The sequence below is a fragment of the Ochrobactrum sp. AP1BH01-1 genome, assembly GCF_018066705.1.
Classification (GTDB): domain Bacteria; phylum Pseudomonadota; class Alphaproteobacteria; order Rhizobiales; family Rhizobiaceae; genus Brucella.
In genome coordinates, this window is sequence record NZ_JAGPOU010000003.1 from 611,480 (window position 1) to 627,638 (window position 16,159).

The window sequence follows — 16,159 nt, forward strand, 5'->3', positions numbered from 1 at the left end:
AAGCAAGGGAAGCTCCATGTGGAGTTCGTGTTTAACTATCTGATTTGAAAGTTATCATTTAGAGGGAAGTCCATGACAATGTTTCTTGTCACGCCACCGGCGCTGGAGCCGGTGACGGTAGCCGACGTGCGCGCATTTTTACGAGTTTCCACCGACGGCGAGGACGATATTCTGCGTCGCCTCATTGCCGCAGCCCGCGAAATCATTGAAGCTGAAACCGCACTGTCGCTGATCGAGCAGACCTGGCGGCTGCGTGTTGACCGCTGGCCGCGCTCGGGGCGTCTTGCCCTGTTCAAATATCCGGTAAAAATGGTGACGACTGTCGTGGCCTACAGGCCGGACGGAACCGCGATCAGTTTTTCGCCGGAAGAATTTGTCCTGCATCATAGCCGCAGGCCGCAGCGTCTTTATATGGCACAGTATCCCGACGCAGCCGAATTTGTAGGTCTGGAAGTCGATTTCGTGGCCGGTTTCGGGGAAAGCGGCGTCGAAGTGCCGGACGCTTTGAAACAGGCGATCCTGACGCTTGTCGCTCATCTTTACGAATCGTGCGCTGGTGTTGATGCGGATGCCGCGCAGCGTTCTTTCCCGCCGGTCATCGGCCAGATGATCGACAGCTGGAAACGGGTGTCCCTATGAACAACGTGCTTTTCATCGATCCGGCCAGCTCATCCGAACTGGTTCTGGAAGCACTGTAGCCTGTGGCGGACGGCATGGGCGGTTACGGCGAGAACTGGTCCGATGTCGGCATGGTCTGGGGACGGACCGAGCCGCTTTCCGCATCGCAGAAGGATTTCGACACGCGCCCGCAACCCGAGGTGACGCACCGCATCCTGCTGCGGTTTCGATTGGAATACGTCGACGGAAAAGGGCGGTGAGCATTTTTTCAATATCCAGATCTGGGCTAGGGAAAGCGGGCGCAAGCGTGTGCTGGACATCGCCGCAAAGATCGCGAAGCCGGTTGAGGTCAGCGGCCATCGTGTCGTGAACCTGATGCTGACCGAGGTTCTGGCGCGCAATACCGATGGGCTCGGCAGCTATCTCGGCACCATGCGCTATCGCGCCGTGACCGAACCGGCAGACTAAATTTCAGGGAGATTTGAATGGCGGCACAAAGAGGCAAGGACATCTTGCTCAAGACGGCGCGATGACAGCACGTTTGAAACCTGCGCGGGCTTGCGCAGCAAGCGTGTCGCTTCCGTCCGCTCAGCCCCGTCCATTTGAAAGTGGAGCGGCTGGCGAATGACGATCTGTCCTTCAACTGGATCAGGCGTGGGCGGATCGATGCCGACGGTTGGTCCGATAACTGGTTTGGCGAAGATATTCCGCTTGGCGAAGAACGCGAGGCCTACCGCATCGAAATCTGGCGGAACGACACGCTGGTGCGAGCCAGCCAGGCATTGGCGCCTTCATGGATTTACGGCGCGGCGGTAAGGCAAGCAGATCTTGGCGATGCGGCATTCGGGGCTGCTTTCCAGTTTCGGGTTGCAATGATCGGCGCAAAGAGCGGACCGGGCGATTTTGCGTGTCTCGACGTTCCGGCAATGATCAACTGACAGGAAAAAACATGAACGCAGATAAATCATGGTATCTTTCGCGCACGGTCTGGGCTGGTCCGTCGCGCTTTTCTCTCGCTTGCCGGTGTTTTCGGTGTGGCAACCGATCTGATCGATCAAGGCGCGCTAACGGATGTTCTGCTGCAACTGGCGACCGCAATTGCCGGAATTGTTACGATTATCGGGCGCATCGGGGCAACATCGCGCATTTCATAATTACACAAACCGTGATAGTCAGAGGCTGATTTTTCCTTTGGGCCCGCAAGAGGTTTGGTTGTTCATGCATCATTCAGCTGTTGGGCGCTATATAAGGCGGCATGATGAAACAGAACCCTGCTCTCAAAGTTTTCGCGCTTCTCGCGGTTAGTATTGGCTTGCTGCCGGTCAGTGCCGGTGCATTGCCGATGACGGTGCCGCAGAAGTCCAATCTCATTGTCGCTGCCGCCGGTGATTGCGCCGCGGTCGGCGAACAGGTGGCTGCCCAGCAGGGTGGCCAGCTGGCCAAGGCAACCGCCACGACGCAAAATGGTCGTCCCATGTGCGTCATCGTCGTGCTGGTGCCGGGCCGTGATGGCGAACGCCCGCGCCGCGTTGAAGTGGCTGTTCCCGCTCAATAACAACGGTTTTCGTTGCTGTTCTGCATTTATTGAGGGGAGAACGTCCGCTTGCGTATCCTGATCGTTGAAGACGACAAGGACCTGAACCGGCAGCTTGCGGAAGCGATGGCCGCTGCCGGTTACGTGGTCGACCGCGCTTATGACGGCGAAGAAGGCCATCATCTGGGCGATACCGAGCCTTACGATGCGGTGGTACTTGATATCGGCCTGCCGCGCATGGACGGCATCAGTGTTGTGGAACGCTGGCGGCGCAGCGGCCGCGCCATGCCCGTTCTTATGCTCACCGCCCGTGATCGCTGGAGCGACAAGGTTGCCGGCATCGATGCGGGTGCCGATGATTATGTTGCCAAGCCCTTCCATATCGAGGAAGTGCTGGCGCGGCTGCGTGCGCTGATCCGCCGTGCGGCTGGCCATGCATCGTCCGAACTTGTCTGCGGGCCGCTCTATCTCGATACGAAAACATCGAAAGCCAGCATCAACGGCGTCGCGCTCAAGCTGACCTCGCACGAATACCGGCTTTTGTCCTATCTGATGCACCACATGGACGAGGTGGTGTCGCGCACCGAACTGGTGGAGCACCTTTACGATCAGGATTTTGACCGCGATTCCAACACGATCGAAGTCTTTGTCGGCCGCCTGCGCAAGAAGATGGGCGTAGACCTGATCGAGACCGTGCGCGGCATGGGCTACCGCATCCGTTCGGAAGGCGGGGGCGAAACGAAAGGCAACGACAGCTGAAGCTTCTTCGCGTCTTTCCTCCGCTGCGTTCGCTCGCGGTCCGCGTCGTCACCCTCTCAACGATCTGGGTCATCGTCGCCCTTGTGGTGGTGGCGACCTTTATCGGCTCGCTATACGGCGAAGCGGCGCGCAGCAATTTTGAGCGGCTCCTGACGGCCCACCTCTTCAGCCTCGTCGGTGCCGTCAGCATTTCCGGTGACGGTACGCTGCAGGGGCGGCCCGAGCTTGGCGAATTGCGTTATTCCAGTCCGCTTTCCGGCTGGTACTGGTCTGTCGATCCCGTCACGCCAAATCTTACCGGAAAACTTCAGTCGCCTTCTCTCGTCGGACGTCTGGTGCCCGAAATGCCCGTCGCGCAGGCACCTTTCGACAGTTCCTTCATGCGCAGCTACACTTTGCCGGGACTGAACGGCGAGGAACTTTTCATCGTTGAAACGGAAGTGGTTCTGGATACCGCCAATCGCGTCGCGCGTTTTCGCGTCATGGGAAATCTCAGCGAAGTTCTCAAGGAAATATCCGATTTCAGAACCCGCCTCGCCATCTATCTGGCGATTTTCGGCATCGGCAGCATTCTTATCAACGCCGCCGTGATCCTGTTCGGTCTGCGCCCGCTCGACAAGGTGCGTCAGTCGCTGGCCGACATTCGCGAGGGGCGCTCCTCAAAGCTCGATGCGTCGCTGCCCGTCGAGATTGCGCCGCTCGCCACGGAAATGAATGCGCTGATCGAAAACAACCGCCGCATCATGGAGCGGTCGCGAACGCAGGTCGGCAATCTCGCCCATTCCCTCAAGACACCACTTTCGGTGCTGGTCAATGAAGCGCGAAGCATGGGCGGCGAACATGGGCGCATTGTCCAGGAACAAAGCGAAGCGATGCAGGTGCAGATCCAGCATTATCTGCAACGCGCGCGCATTGCCGCGCAGCGCGACAGCGTTGTGTTTCGCACGCCCGTAACGCCCGTTCTGGAGCGTATGCAGCGGGTGACGGCCAAACTCAATCCGGCTTTCAGCGTTACCTTCCGAAATGATTTGCCGGATGCGGTTTTCGCGGGGGAGCGCGAGGATCTGGAAGAAATCGTCGGCAACCTGCTGGAGAATGCCGGTAAATGGGGCCGCAAACGCATCAATATCAGGCTCGCTCCTGTTACCGGCGAGCAACGGCAGTTCGAAATTGTGATAGAAGACGACGGGCCGGGGCTGGCGTCGGACAAGATCGAGGCGGCGCTGAAACGCGGCAGTCGCGTCGATGAAACGAAACCCGGAACCGGGCTGGGGCTGGCAATCGTACAAGACACCGTGCGCGAATATGGCGGAGGCTTGAATCTGGGCAAGAGTTCGTTCGGTGGACTGGAAGTCCGGGTCCTGTTGCCCCTGACGGAAGATTGACGGTTGTTTTTGGCTGAAAGCGAACTAGAAGATAAATTGAAAAGCCACATGCCGTTATAGTGTGCATGCTAATTGTTTATGAAGGCTGGTTGTTATGGTGATGGTATCCAGGTTGTCTCACCCGGTTTCAGTTGCTTCGACGATGTTTGCCGTGGCGCTTGCTTTGTCAGCTTGCGGCACGACCAGCGGCAAGGGAATCGGGCTTGGCTCGCTGGGCGGCGGCTCGGCGGCGCAGAAGCCCGAAACCAGCCTGTTGACGCCGCTCGGCAATGGTCTTCTCGGCGGCTCTGCAAATCAACTGAATGCAGCCGACCGCAAGAAGGCGCTGGAGGCGGAATATCGCGCGCTTGAATATTCGCCAGCCGGAAAGGTTGTTTCCTGGAGCGGCAGCGGATCGAATTCCGGCGATGTGACGGCGGCGCAGCCTTATCAGGTCGGCTCCCAGAATTGCCGTCAGTATTCGCATAGCTTCACCGTCGGCGGATCGCAGCAGACTGCGCGCGGAACGGCATGTCGCAATCCGGACGGCAGTTGGACCCCATTGACCTGATTCCTCAACCTTACCTTTGCGGCGAATTGCCCTAGGCGGCAACTTACTGCAGGTAGTGGTTGGTTTTTCCCTTGGCTGCGCTTAAGTCGTAGCCATGGGATTCTGGCTTATTGCAGCACTATTGACATTGGCAGCCACTCTGGCTGTTTTGTTGCCTCTCACGCGGCGCAAACAGGCATTCCTGCCTGCGGAAAAAAACGATCTTGAGGTCTATCGGGATCAGTTGCGCGAAGTCGAGGCTGACGCAGCAAGAGGCATGATCGATCCGCAGAGCGCCGAGCAGGCCCGCATCGAAATTTCACGTCGCATTTTGAATGCCGAAAAGTCAGGCAAGGAGGCGGTGGAAGCTGCCGGCAAGGCGGCGCCAGGCCGTTTGCTGGCCTTTATGGCCGTACTCGCCGTTCCATTGATCGCCTGGGGCATCTATCCGCTATTCGGCAAGCCGGACATGCCGTCCATGCCGCTCGCCGAGCGGCTTTCAGCGAGCGCGGATCGTGGCTCTGTCGATGAGCTGGTGGCGCGCGCCGAAGCGCATCTGGCGCAGAATCCCGACGATGTGCGCGGATGGGATGTGCTGGCGCCGATTTACCTGCGGCTCGGCCGCGCTGCGGATGCCGTCAATGCCTATCGCAGTTCCATTCGTATCGCGGGCGAGAATTTCCCGCGCGTTCTGGGGCTGGGTGAAGCACTTGCAACCGCTTCCGGCGGCACCGTCACCGCCGAGGCCGAAGGCTTTTTCAAGAAAGCTGCCGATCTCGAACCGAATGACGTGCGCCCGCAATTCTATCTCGCACAAGGCGAGATGCAGGACGGTCGCATGGATTTGGCGGCCAATCGCCTGCAGGCTTTCCTTGACAAAGCGCCTGCCGATGCGCCGTGGCGCGGCCAGATCGAACAGGCTATCGCCCGGCTTCGCGATCCCGCAGCCGGTCAGCAGCAGCCGAAAGGTCCGACGGCTGACGACGTTGATGCCGCTTCGACGCTCAGCCCCGAAGACCGCCAGGCGATGATCGAAGGCATGGTCCAACGTCTTGATGAAAGTCTTCGCCAGAACAGTGGTGATGTCGAAGGCTGGAAGCGCCTTGTGCGCTCCTATATGATCCTCAACCGCCGCGATGCAGCGCTTGACGCTCTCAGTCGCGGAATGACAGCCCTCGAAGGCGAGAGCCGGACGAACCTTGAGAGTTTCGCAGCCGGCCTTGGACTAGAGCTAAAGGCAGGGAACGCACAAAAATGAGCGCGACCGCAGACGATAACGCAGGCAAAACTAAACCAGCGGCTCATTTTGCCCGCACCGTAAGCCAGAGAAAGCGCAAGCGCCTGTTTCTGATCGGCGGTGCGCTGGCTGTTCTGGCAGCGGCGGTCGGGCTGATGCTGATGGCCTTCAGTCAGGATATCCGCTTCTTCCGCACACCTGCCGACCTGACGGAACAGGATATGGCCTCCGGCTCCCGATTCCGTCTCGGCGGTCTCGTGGAGGAAGGGTCCGTGAGCCGCGAGGGCAGCGAACTGCGTTTCACTGTGACCGATACGATCAAGACCGTGAAGGTCGTTTTCGAGGGCATTCCGCCTGATCTCTTCCGCGAAGGGCAGGGCGTCGTCGCCGAAGGGCGTTTCGGAGATGGCGGGGTTTTCCGCGCCGACAACGTGCTGGCGAAACACGATGAGAATTACATCCCCAAGGACCTTGCCGACAGCCTGAAGGAAAAGGGCGTCTGGGAAGGCAAGTAACGGAAAGAGCATTTCCGGCAAAAGCGTGAAACGGTTTTGCGTTCGGAAATGCGTAAAAACAAATGATTGGCGCATCCAAACCGGCGATGTCCGGTTACGTGCCTGATGGAGACTGCAAATGAGCGTCGAGATCGGCCATTTTGCTCTGGTTCTGGCACTGGCACTGTCGATTGTCCAATCGATCGTGCCGGTGGTCGGCGCGCATCGCCGTGATACACAGCTGATGGCAGTCGCCGTGCCGACGGCAATTGCGGTCTTCGCGCTGATCTGCCTTGCATCGGCGGTGCTTGTCCATGCCTATGTGGTGTCGGATTTCTCGGTCCTGAATGTGGTCGAAAACTCGCACTCGCAAAAGCCGCTCCTCTACAAGATCACCGGCGTCTGGGGCAATCACGAAGGCTCCATGCTGCTTTGGGTGTTCATTCTCACCTTCTTCAGCGCACTGGTGGCGGTCTTTTCCGGCAATCTGCCGGAAACGTTGCGCGCCAATGTGCTTGCGGTGCAGGGGTGGATCGGTGTTGCCTTTCTGGCATTCATTATCTTCACCTCGAATCCGTTCACCCGCATTTTTCCGGCCCCGATGGAGGGCGGCGACCTCAATCCGATCCTTCAGGATATCGGTCTCGCGATCCACCCGCCCCTGCTTTATCTCGGCTATGTCGGTTTTTCGGTCTGCTTCTCCTTTGCAGTGGCGGCGTTGATCGAAGGGCGTCTCGATGCTGCATGGGCGCGCTGGGTGCGTCCGTGGGCGCTTGTCGCATGGATGTTCCTGACCGGCGGCATCGCCATGGGCTCCTACTGGGCCTATTACGAGCTTGGCTGGGGCGGCTGGTGGTTCTGGGACCCGGTTGAAAACGCATCCTTCATGCCGTGGCTGGTCGGCACCGCGCTGCTCCATTCCGCCCTCGTGATGGAAAAGCGCTCGGCGCTGAAAATCTGGACCGTATTGCTTGCGATCCTCACCTTTTCGCTGTCGTTGCTTGGCACCTTCCTCGTCCGCTCCGGCGTTCTGACCTCGGTTCACAGCTTCGCCACCGATCCGGGACGCGGCCTCTTCATTCTGGCAATTCTTGCGATCTTCATTGGCGGGTCGCTGTCACTCTTCGCGCTCCGGGTGCAGAGCCTGACGGCAGGCGGCATCTTCCATCCGATTTCGCGTGAAGGCGCGCTCGTCTTCAACAATCTGTTCCTGACGACTGCGGCTGCGACCGTGCTGATCGGCACGCTTTACCCGCTGCTGCTGGAAGTGATGACCGGCGACAAGATTTCCGTTGGCGCGCCGTTCTTCAACATGACGTTCGGCCCGCTGATGATCCCGCTTCTTTTTGCGGTTCCCTTCGGCCCGCTGCTCGCCTGGAAGCGCGGCGATCTTTACGGCGTGTCACAGCGTCTGATGGCGGCTTTCGCTCTCTCCCTTGTGGCCGCGGCAATCGTCCTGTGGAGCACATCGGCGAAATCGGTTCTCGCCGCCTGCGGCATCGGGCTTGCGGCATGGCTGATTTTCGGCAGCCTGACGGATCTCGTTCTCAAGGCTGGTATCGGCAAGGTCTCCGCAAGCAAGGCGTTGGCGCGCTTCAAGGGTTTGCCGCGCTCAGTCTTCGGCACGGCACTTGCCCATATCGGACTTGGCGTGACACTGCTCGGCATTGTGAGCGTGACGACGTTTGGTACGGAGAATGTGCTGATCATGCGTCCGGGTGACACAGCCAAGGTGCAGGATTATACGCTGCGCTTTGAAGGCCTGCGCCCGCTGACTGGCTCCAATTTCACCGAAAATCGCGGCACGTTCACGCTGCTCGATTCCAGCTCGCGCAGCCTTGGACAGATCGAACCGTCCAAGCGTTTCTTCCCGGCGCGCCAGATGCCCACGACTGAATCGGGCATCAAGACACTGTGGTTCAGCCAGGTCTATGTTGCGCTTGGCGATGAACCGGGCGATGGTTCGGTCGTGGTGCGCATATGGTGGAAGCCGGATGTGACGCTCATCTGGTATGGCGCGCTTGTCATGATGGCGGGTGCGCTGTTCTCCCTGGCGGATCGTCGTCTCCGGGTCGGCGCGCCATCGCGCAGCCGCAAATCGGCTCGACCAGAAGCGGAGGCCGCAGCATGAAAAAGCGGTCGGCATTTGCAGCACTTCTGCTTGGCACCGCTCTGGCTTTTCAGGGGACTGCGGCGCTCGCGGTCAATCCGGATGAAGTCCTGTCCGATCCGGTGCTTGAAAAGCGCGCCCGTGCCATCTCCGGCGAATTGCGCTGCATGGTGTGCCAGAACGAATCCATTGACGATTCCAATGCCGAGCTCGCCCGCGATCTGCGTATTCTTGTCCGGGACCGGCTGAAGGAAGGCGATAGTGACGAACAGGTGATGGACTTTATCGTCGACCGTTACGGAGAGTTCGTGCTTTTGAAGCCGCGTCTTAGTGCGCGTACCGTTGTGCTGTGGGGATTTCCTGTCGCCATATTGCTGATCGGTGCTGTAGCGCTGGTTTTTGCCTTTCGCGGCCGCAAGCGGGTCGGGGAGGCGCCAAAGCCGCTTACGGAAAGCGAAAAGGCTGAACTTTCGCGCCTGCTGGACGGCAAATAGGCACTGGTCGCCTGCGCTTGTTATTCGTAACCTTACGAAACTTTCATGTGGTGGAAACGGAGCGGTAAGGTAGCCCTCACTATCTTACGCTCTATAAAGGTTTCACAGGTCCACGTTTCCTGAATGATCAGGGCCGCGGCCGGATTACTGCTCGTAAGGAGAAATAGATGTCCAGAGCCAGGATTTCCAACTACCGCAAGGGCGTTGCCGCGATTGCATTGTCGGCCGTTCTCGCCGGTGGATTTGTCGCGACCGGTCCCATCGGCGCGCTCAATGACGCCCGTGCAGATGCCGTGCAGGTAACGCCGCCACCGCAGGCTGCGGGTTTTGCCGATCTCGTTGAAAAGGTTCGTCCGGCTGTCGTCAGCGTCCGTGTCAAGAAGGACGTGCAGCAAACCGCCGACCGTGGTGGCGGCCAGTTCTTCGGTCCTCCCGGTTTCGATCAGCTTCCGGACGATCATCCACTCAAGCGCTTCTTCCGCGATTTTGGCATGGAGCCGCGCGGCGATGCACGTCCCGACGCGCGCCCGGATCGCCGCGGCAAGCGCGGTCCCCGTCCGGGTCACGAACGCCCGGTTGCCCAGGGGTCAGGTTTCTTCATTTCTGAAGACGGCTATGTCGTAACCAACAATCACGTCGTTTCCGACGGCGATGCTTACAGCGTCGTGATGGACGATGGCACCGAGCTCGATGCGAAGCTGATCGGCACCGATCCGCGCACCGATCTGGCTGTACTCAAGGTCAACGATCCGAAGAAGAAGTTCACCTATGTCGCATTCGGCGACGATAACAAGATTCGCGTCGGTGACTGGGTGGTGGCTGTGGGTAATCCGTTCGGTCTTGGCGGCACGGTGACTTCCGGCATCGTGTCGGCTCGTGGCCGCGATATCGGCGCCGGTCCGTACGATGACTTCATCCAGATCGACGCAGCCGTGAACAAGGGCAACTCCGGTGGTCCGGCCTTCAACCTGTCGGGTCAGGTCATCGGCATCAACACCGCCATCTTCTCGCCTTCGGGCGGCAGCGTGGGCATTGCGTTTGCAATTCCGGCCTCGACCGCAAAGCAGGTTGTTGACCAGCTCATCAAGAAGGGCTCGGTGGAACGTGGCTGGATCGGCGTCCAGATACAGCCGGTGACGAAGGATATCGCCGCTTCGCTCGGCCTTGCCGAAGAGAAGGGCGCACTCGTCGCTTCGCCGCAGAAGGATGGCCCTGCTGCCAAGGCTGGCATCCAGTCCGGCGACGTGATCACGGCAGTCAATGGCGAAACCGTGCAGGATACGCGTGATCTGGCGCGCAAGGTCGCTGGCGTTGCTCCCGGTGAAAAGGCGGCACTCACCGTCTGGCGCAAGAACAAGGCCGAGGAAATCAATGTCACCATCGAAGCGATGCCGGGCGATCTCGGCAAGGCGACCAGCCCTTCGGACGATAACGGCGGCGGCGGCCAGAGCGAGACCCTCGACTCCTATGGCCTGACCGTGACGCCATCTGAAGACGGTAACGGCGTGGTGGTAACCGATGTCGATCCCGACAGCGATGCCTCCGACCGCGGTATCCGTTCTGGCGACATCATCGTCAGTGTCAACAACCAGACGGTGAAGAGCGCCAAGGACATCAACAACGCCATCAGCGAAGCCGAAAAGACGGGTCGCAAGGCAGTGCTGCTGCAATTGCAGAGCAACGACCAGAGCCGCTTCGTGGCCCTGCCGATCGATCAGGGATGATGATCGGCTGCTCAAGGCTCTGAGAAATTCGATGCCAGGCGGTGCACCGCCTGGCATCGCCTTGTCCTCAAACACTATTATAGTAGCGCCATGAAGATTCTCGTTATTGAAGATGACCGCGAAGCGGCCCGCTATCTGGAGAAGGCCTTCACCGAGGCCGGACATTCAGCCGATATCGCCGGTGACGGCGAAACCGGCTATGCGCTGGCCGAGAATGGAAGCTACGACGTTCTGGTTGTCGACCGCATGTTGCCGAAACGGGACGGCTTGTCCGTGGTGGCCGGTTTGCGTGCCAAGGGCATGGAAACGCCGGTTTTGATTCTCTCGGCGCTCGGCGAAGTGGATGACCGCGTTACCGGCTTGCGTGCTGGTGGCGACGACTATCTGACCAAACCTTATGCATTTTCCGAGCTGCTGGCCCGCGTCGAGGTGCTGCAGCGTCGTTCCAGCCCCCGTGAGGCGGATACGATCTACCGCGTCGGCGACCTGGAGCTCGACCGGCTGGCGCACACCGCGCGCCGTCAGGACGTGGATATCACGCTCCAGCCCCGTGAGTTCCGTCTTCTCGAATACCTGATGCGCCATGCCGGACAGGTCGTCACGCGCACCATGCTGCTTGAAAACGTCTGGGATTATCATTTTGATCCGCAGACCAATGTGATCGACGTGCATATTTCGCGCCTGCGTTCGAAGATCGAAAAGGGCTTTGACGGCCCGCTGCTCCATACGGTGCGCGGCGCCGGTTACATGCTGAAGGCAGGGCGGGCCAAGCAATCCACAGCCGCCAAGGTGGAGTGATGAGCCGCTTTTCAGCGCTCATGCGCACAACCGCTGTTCGACTGTCGACGCTTTACCTGCTGCTGTTCATCGTTGGCGCGGTGGCGCTGGTCTTCTACATGACCAATCTGTCCGCCTCCATGCTGGCCGCGCAGACCCAGCAGTCGCTGGGCGAGGAAATCGCCAGCATCGGCAAAAGCTATGCGCGCGGCGGCATTCCGCAGCTTGTGCGCACCATCGACTATCGTTCGCGCCAGCCCGGCGCCTATCTCTATCTGGTCGCCGACCCGACAGGTCGCATCCTTGCGGGCAACGTGGAAAGCGTGGAACCGGGTGTTCTGGATACGGACGGCATCATCGAGCGCGGTTTCAGATATCGCCGTTATGGCGAGCAGGGCACAGAGACGGAACATCGCGCCATTGCCGTCGTGATCGCATTGCCGAACGGCATGCGGCTTCTTGTCGGTCGTGATCTGGGTGAACCCGAGCGGTTCCGTGATGTCGTTCGCCGGTCGCTGATGCTGGCTCTCGGCATCATGGGTCTTGGAGCGGTCCTGATCTGGTTTTTTGTCGGACGCCGTGCCTTGAAGCGCATAGATGAAGTATCGAAGGCTTCGCAGCGCATCATGGATGGGGATCTGACAGGCAGGCTTCCCGTCAACGGCTCGGGCGATGAATTTGACCGCCTGTCGGGCAATCTCAACGTCATGCTTGGCAGAATTCTGGAGTTGAACGAGGGGCTGAAACAGGTCTCCGACAATATCGCGCATGATCTCAAGACACCGTTGACACGGCTGCGCAACCGCGCGGAAGAAGCTCTTTCCGGCAAGAAGGCCGGACCCGAATACCGCGAGGCGCTTGAAGATATCATTGGCGAGTCGGATCAACTGATCCGAACCTTCAACGCGATCCTGATGATTTCGCGTCTCGAAGCAGGCTATTCATCGGAGAGTCTGGAAAACATGCCGGTAGCGCCTATTCTTCGGGACGTGGCCGAAATGTATGAGCCCGTTGCCGAAGATGCGTGTGTGAATCTCACACTTGGCGATCTGGACGAAGTTGCGCTCCATATCAATCGCGAGCTGGTCGGGCAGACGATCTCCAATCTCGTCGACAACGCAATCAAATATGCGGGCGGTGATGGACGGACCGCGACCGTCAGTCTTTCGATGGAGCGAGACCCGAACTGGGTCCGAATTATCGTTGCCGATAACGGCCCCGGCATTCCTGAGGAAAAACGCGAACAGGCGACGGAACGCTTTGTTCGCCTTGAGGAAAGCCGCACACAGCCCGGCTCTGGACTCGGTTTAAGTCTTGCCAAGGCGGTGATGAAATTGCACGGTGGCGCACTTCGTCTTGAAGGCAATAATCCCGGCCTGCGCGCTGTCCTGGAGTTCCCGTTGCGATCGGACAAGGTCGAATAATACCAAGTCTCGTTGAGTTTGACTCATCGAGACTTGGGTATAAGCCCGTGCGGCGATTGAGCATTTGCAGGGCTTGGATAGCGTTAGCATCTTAGCGGCCTGCTGTAATGGCGTGACATAAGAGGGAATCATGGCGGCAGAAAACGCAAAGGCACTATTCTTCGAGAGAGAGATTCGTGCTTTGACGCCGCTTGATCCGGCAAGGGCGGAGACTTTCCTGGCCGATCTTGCGGCACGCGCCGGGGAAGAGGAGCTGACAGGCGTTGTTGCCCTGTTGAAGAAGGCAGGAACCGCGCGCTTCTTCTCTGCCGTTCTCGATCTTTCTCCATTCATTCGCGAAGCCTTGACACGCCATCCGCGTATTCTTGATCGCATCGCCGCCAAACCGCCGGAGGTGGCGTTGGAGGATATTCTGGCCGAAATCTCGGCCAGTGCCGCAAGCGAACACGTGACGGAAGCCTCGCTTATGACCAGCCTGCGCGTTTTTAAACGCGAGGCGCATGTCCTGATCGCCCTTTGCGATCTCGCCGGGATTTTCGATACGCAAGCAACGACAGGCTGGCTCACCGATCTGGCCGAGGCCTGCACGGGTACTGCTGTCCGGTTTCTCCTGCTTGACGCGGATCGTGCGGGCAAGATCGAACTTCCCGACCGCAACCATCCAGACAAGGACAGCGGCTGGATCGTTCTCGGCATGGGCAAGTTCGGCGCGCGCGAACTCAATTACTCATCCGATATCGATCTCATAGTTTTCATTGATGAAACCAGACCGGCCATTGGCGATCCTTATGAATGCGTCGAAACCTTTTCACGGTTGACGCGCCGCCTTGTCCGCATTTTGCAGGACCGTACCGGCGACGGCTATGTCTTCCGCGTCGATCTTCGCCTGCGCCCGGACCCGGGCTCGACACCGCTGGCCATTCCGGTTGGTGCTGCCCTTCATTATTACGAAGGACGCGGCCAGAACTGGGAACGCGCAGCCATGATCAAGGCGCGCCCTGTCGCGGGCGACCGCGAGTCCGGCAAGCAGGTGCTGGCGGAATTGTCGCCCTATGTCTGGCGCAAATATCTCGACTATGCGGCCATTGCCGATGTGCACTCGATCAAGCGGCAGATTCACGCCCATAAGGGTCACGGCGATATTGCCGTGCGCGGCCATAACGTAAAACTGGGGCGTGGCGGCATCCGCGAAATCGAATTTTTTGTCCAGACGCAACAGCTGATCGCTGGCGGGCGCTTTCCAGAATTGCGCGGCAACCAGACGGTGCCGATGCTTGCGCGACTGGCAGAACGGGGCTGGATCACCGAGAAGGCCCGCGATGCCTTGGCGAAGGAATATTATTTCCTGCGCGATGTAGAGCATCGCATCCAGATGATCGCCGACGAACAGACACATATCTTGCCGGAGGACGATGAAGGCTTTGCCCGTGTTGCCCATATGATGGGGTATGCCGATACAGCGGCTTTTTCCGCTGCCTTTCTCGACGCGCTGAAGGTCGTGGAAAAACATTATGCGGCCCTGTTCGAGCAGGCTCCCGAGCTTGGAAGCGCATCGGGCAATCTGGTCTTTACCGGCGATGTGGACGATCCGGATACGCTGGAAACGCTCGCCGCCATGGGCTATGAGCGTCCGAGCGATATATGCCGGGTGATCCGCACATGGCACTTCGGGCGGTATCGCGCCACGCAATCGGCGGAAGCGCGCGAGCGCCTGACCGAACTGACGCCCGCTCTGCTCAAGGCTTTTGCCGAAACCAAGCGTGCGGACGAGGCGCTCTTGCGTTTTGACGGTTTTCTGAAAGGACTGCCTGCGGGCATCCAGCTTTTCAGCCTGCTGCAATCCAATCCGCGTCTCCTGAACCTGCTCGTGATGATCATGAGCGCTGCGCCCCGGCTTGCTGAAATCATCACCCGCAACCCGCATGTATTCGACGGTTTACTTGATCCGGCGATTTTCTCCGAAATGCCGACGCGCGCCTATCTGGAAGAGCGGCTGCGCGTCTTTCTGGGGCCCGCGACCGATTATGAGGAAGTGCTGGACCGGTTGCGCATATTCGCTGCCGAGCATCGTTTCCTGATCGGTATCCGTTTGCTGACAAGCGCCATTGATGGCGTGCGGGCTGGCCGCGCTTTTTCCGATCTGGCCGAACTCATGATCGGCAAGGCTTTCGAGGTCGTGGAGGCAGAACTGGAGCGGCGCCACGGCAGAGTTAAGGGTGCCAAGGTCGCTCTTCTGGCCATGGGCAAGCTCGGCAGTCGCGAACTCACCGCTGGTTCCGATGTCGATCTTATCCTGCTTTACGAACATGACGAGGAAACGGATGAATCCGACGGCGAAAAGCCGCTGGCACCGTCGCAATATTATATCCGGCTGACGCAGCGGCTCATCGCGGCTCTTTCCGCGCCGACGGCGGAAGGTGTGCTTTATGAAGTCGACATGCGGCTGCGTCCTTCCGGCAACAAGGGGCCGGTTGCGACCCATATCGAATCCTTCGGCAAATATCAGCGCAGCGAAGCCTGGACATGGGAACACATGGCCCTGACCCGCGCGCGCCCGATCCATGGCGATGAGACCTTCATGGATCACATCAGAAGCGAGATCGACGAAGTGCTTTCCGCGCCGCGCGATGTGAAGAAGATCGCCAAGGATGTGCGCGAGATGCGCGACCTCATCTATCAGGAAAAGCCGCCTGCTGACGATTGGGATTTCAAGCTCAAACCCGGTGGCATTGTCGATCTGGAATTCATTGCGCAATTTGCCGTGCTGGCAAACAAGGTCGACCGTAAACCGCGGCCTTTGGGAACCGAAGAAATCCTTTCAGCGCTCGACCCGTCCTTTGCCGATCCGGCGCTCGCCGACAATCTCGTGAGTGCGCACCGCCTCTATACCAATTTGAGCCAGACGATCCGGCTGTGCCTTGGAAGCGATGCCAAACGTGAAGAGTTCATACCCGGCATGATTGACTTGCTATGCCGTGCAGCGGACATGCCGGATATCAAACGCGTGGAGCATCATCTGGCGGAAGTGGCCATCGACGTGCGGTCGAGTTTTGAGAGGCTGCTGGGCGCGTAAT

Annotated in this window: 14 protein-coding genes and 4 pseudogenes; all 18 read left to right on the forward strand. The window is 59.2% G+C overall.

Features of this window, described 5'->3' with window-relative positions; genetic code table 11:
* Window positions 1-72: 72 nt before the first annotated feature.
* A complete protein-coding gene (locus J9800_RS13555; RefSeq protein ID WP_122066676.1) occupies window positions 73-639 on the forward strand; it encodes a head-tail connector protein in 567 nt (188 codons plus the stop codon).
* Window positions 636-848 (forward strand): annotated as a pseudogene (locus J9800_RS13560) (head-tail adaptor protein); the annotation flags it as partial. The gene J9800_RS13555 and the pseudogene J9800_RS13560, both read left to right, overlap by 4 nt.
* Window positions 847-1,086: pseudogene (gp17, locus tag J9800_RS13565) on the forward strand (tail completion protein gp17); the annotation flags it as partial. The pseudogenes J9800_RS13560 and gp17, both read left to right, overlap by 2 nt.
* 17 nt (window positions 1,087-1,103) lie before the next feature.
* A pseudogene (locus J9800_RS13570) lies at window positions 1,104-1,197 on the forward strand (phage major tail protein, TP901-1 family); the annotation flags it as partial.
* Between the two features lie 23 nt (window positions 1,198-1,220).
* The gene (locus J9800_RS13575; RefSeq protein WP_428980600.1) at window positions 1,221-1,556 is read left to right on the forward strand and encodes a hypothetical protein; all 336 of its coding nucleotides are present in this window, start codon (window positions 1,221-1,223) and stop codon (window positions 1,554-1,556) included.
* A gap of 11 nt (window positions 1,557-1,567) precedes the next feature.
* Window positions 1,568-1,772 (forward strand): annotated as a pseudogene (locus tag J9800_RS13580) (hypothetical protein).
* A gap of 104 nt (window positions 1,773-1,876) precedes the next feature.
* A complete protein-coding gene (locus tag J9800_RS13585) occupies window positions 1,877-2,173 on the forward strand; it encodes a hypothetical protein (protein WP_121983069.1) in 297 nt (98 codons plus the stop codon).
* Between the two features lie 48 nt (window positions 2,174-2,221).
* On the forward strand, window positions 2,222-2,911 hold the full coding sequence (locus J9800_RS13590; RefSeq protein WP_025091278.1) for a response regulator transcription factor: 690 nt from the start codon (window positions 2,222-2,224) through the stop codon (window positions 2,909-2,911).
* 86 nt (window positions 2,912-2,997) lie between these two features.
* Window positions 2,998-4,296 (forward strand): ATP-binding protein, encoded by a 1,299-nt coding sequence (locus tag J9800_RS13595; protein ID WP_210845870.1) that lies wholly within the window; start codon window positions 2,998-3,000, stop codon window positions 4,294-4,296.
* A gap of 94 nt (window positions 4,297-4,390) precedes the next feature.
* On the forward strand, window positions 4,391-4,846 hold the full coding sequence (locus tag J9800_RS13600; RefSeq protein ID WP_121983067.1) for an RT0821/Lpp0805 family surface protein: 456 nt from the start codon (window positions 4,391-4,393) through the stop codon (window positions 4,844-4,846).
* A 94-nt stretch (window positions 4,847-4,940) separates the two neighbouring features.
* Window positions 4,941-6,083 carry a c-type cytochrome biogenesis protein CcmI gene (gene ccmI, locus J9800_RS13605; RefSeq protein WP_121983066.1) on the forward strand — a complete coding sequence of 381 codons (1,143 nt, stop codon included), beginning with the start codon at window positions 4,941-4,943 and terminating at the stop codon, window positions 6,081-6,083.
* On the forward strand, window positions 6,080-6,577 hold the full coding sequence (gene ccmE / locus J9800_RS13610) for a cytochrome c maturation protein CcmE (protein ID WP_121983065.1): 498 nt from the start codon (window positions 6,080-6,082) through the stop codon (window positions 6,575-6,577). The genes ccmI and ccmE overlap by 4 nt, the downstream gene beginning before the upstream one ends.
* A gap of 118 nt (window positions 6,578-6,695) precedes the next feature.
* Window positions 6,696-8,687, forward strand: coding sequence for a heme lyase CcmF/NrfE family subunit (locus J9800_RS13615; protein ID WP_121983064.1), 1,992 nt, complete (start codon window positions 6,696-6,698; stop codon window positions 8,685-8,687).
* Window positions 8,684-9,160, forward strand: a complete 477-nt coding sequence (locus tag J9800_RS13620) for a cytochrome c-type biogenesis protein (RefSeq protein ID WP_121983063.1) — start codon at window positions 8,684-8,686, stop codon at window positions 9,158-9,160. The genes J9800_RS13615 and J9800_RS13620 overlap by 4 nt, the downstream gene beginning before the upstream one ends.
* Before the next feature lie 167 nt (window positions 9,161-9,327).
* Window positions 9,328-10,884 carry a Do family serine endopeptidase gene (locus tag J9800_RS13625; protein ID WP_121983062.1) on the forward strand — a complete coding sequence of 519 codons (1,557 nt, stop codon included), beginning with the start codon at window positions 9,328-9,330 and terminating at the stop codon, window positions 10,882-10,884.
* Between the two features lie 90 nt (window positions 10,885-10,974).
* Entirely contained in the window at window positions 10,975-11,682 is a 708-nt protein-coding gene (locus J9800_RS13630) for a response regulator transcription factor (protein WP_121983061.1), read from the forward strand.
* Window positions 11,679-13,085: a sensor histidine kinase gene (locus J9800_RS13635; RefSeq protein ID WP_210845849.1), complete on the forward strand. Its 1,407-nt coding sequence runs from the start codon at window positions 11,679-11,681 to the stop codon at window positions 13,083-13,085. Before J9800_RS13630 ends, J9800_RS13635 begins: the two co-directional genes overlap by 4 nt.
* Before the next feature lie 130 nt (window positions 13,086-13,215).
* Window positions 13,216-16,158: a bifunctional [glutamine synthetase] adenylyltransferase/[glutamine synthetase]-adenylyl-L-tyrosine phosphorylase gene (locus tag J9800_RS13640; RefSeq protein ID WP_210845850.1), complete on the forward strand. Its 2,943-nt coding sequence runs from the start codon at window positions 13,216-13,218 to the stop codon at window positions 16,156-16,158.
* Window position 16,159 lies beyond the last annotated feature (1 nt).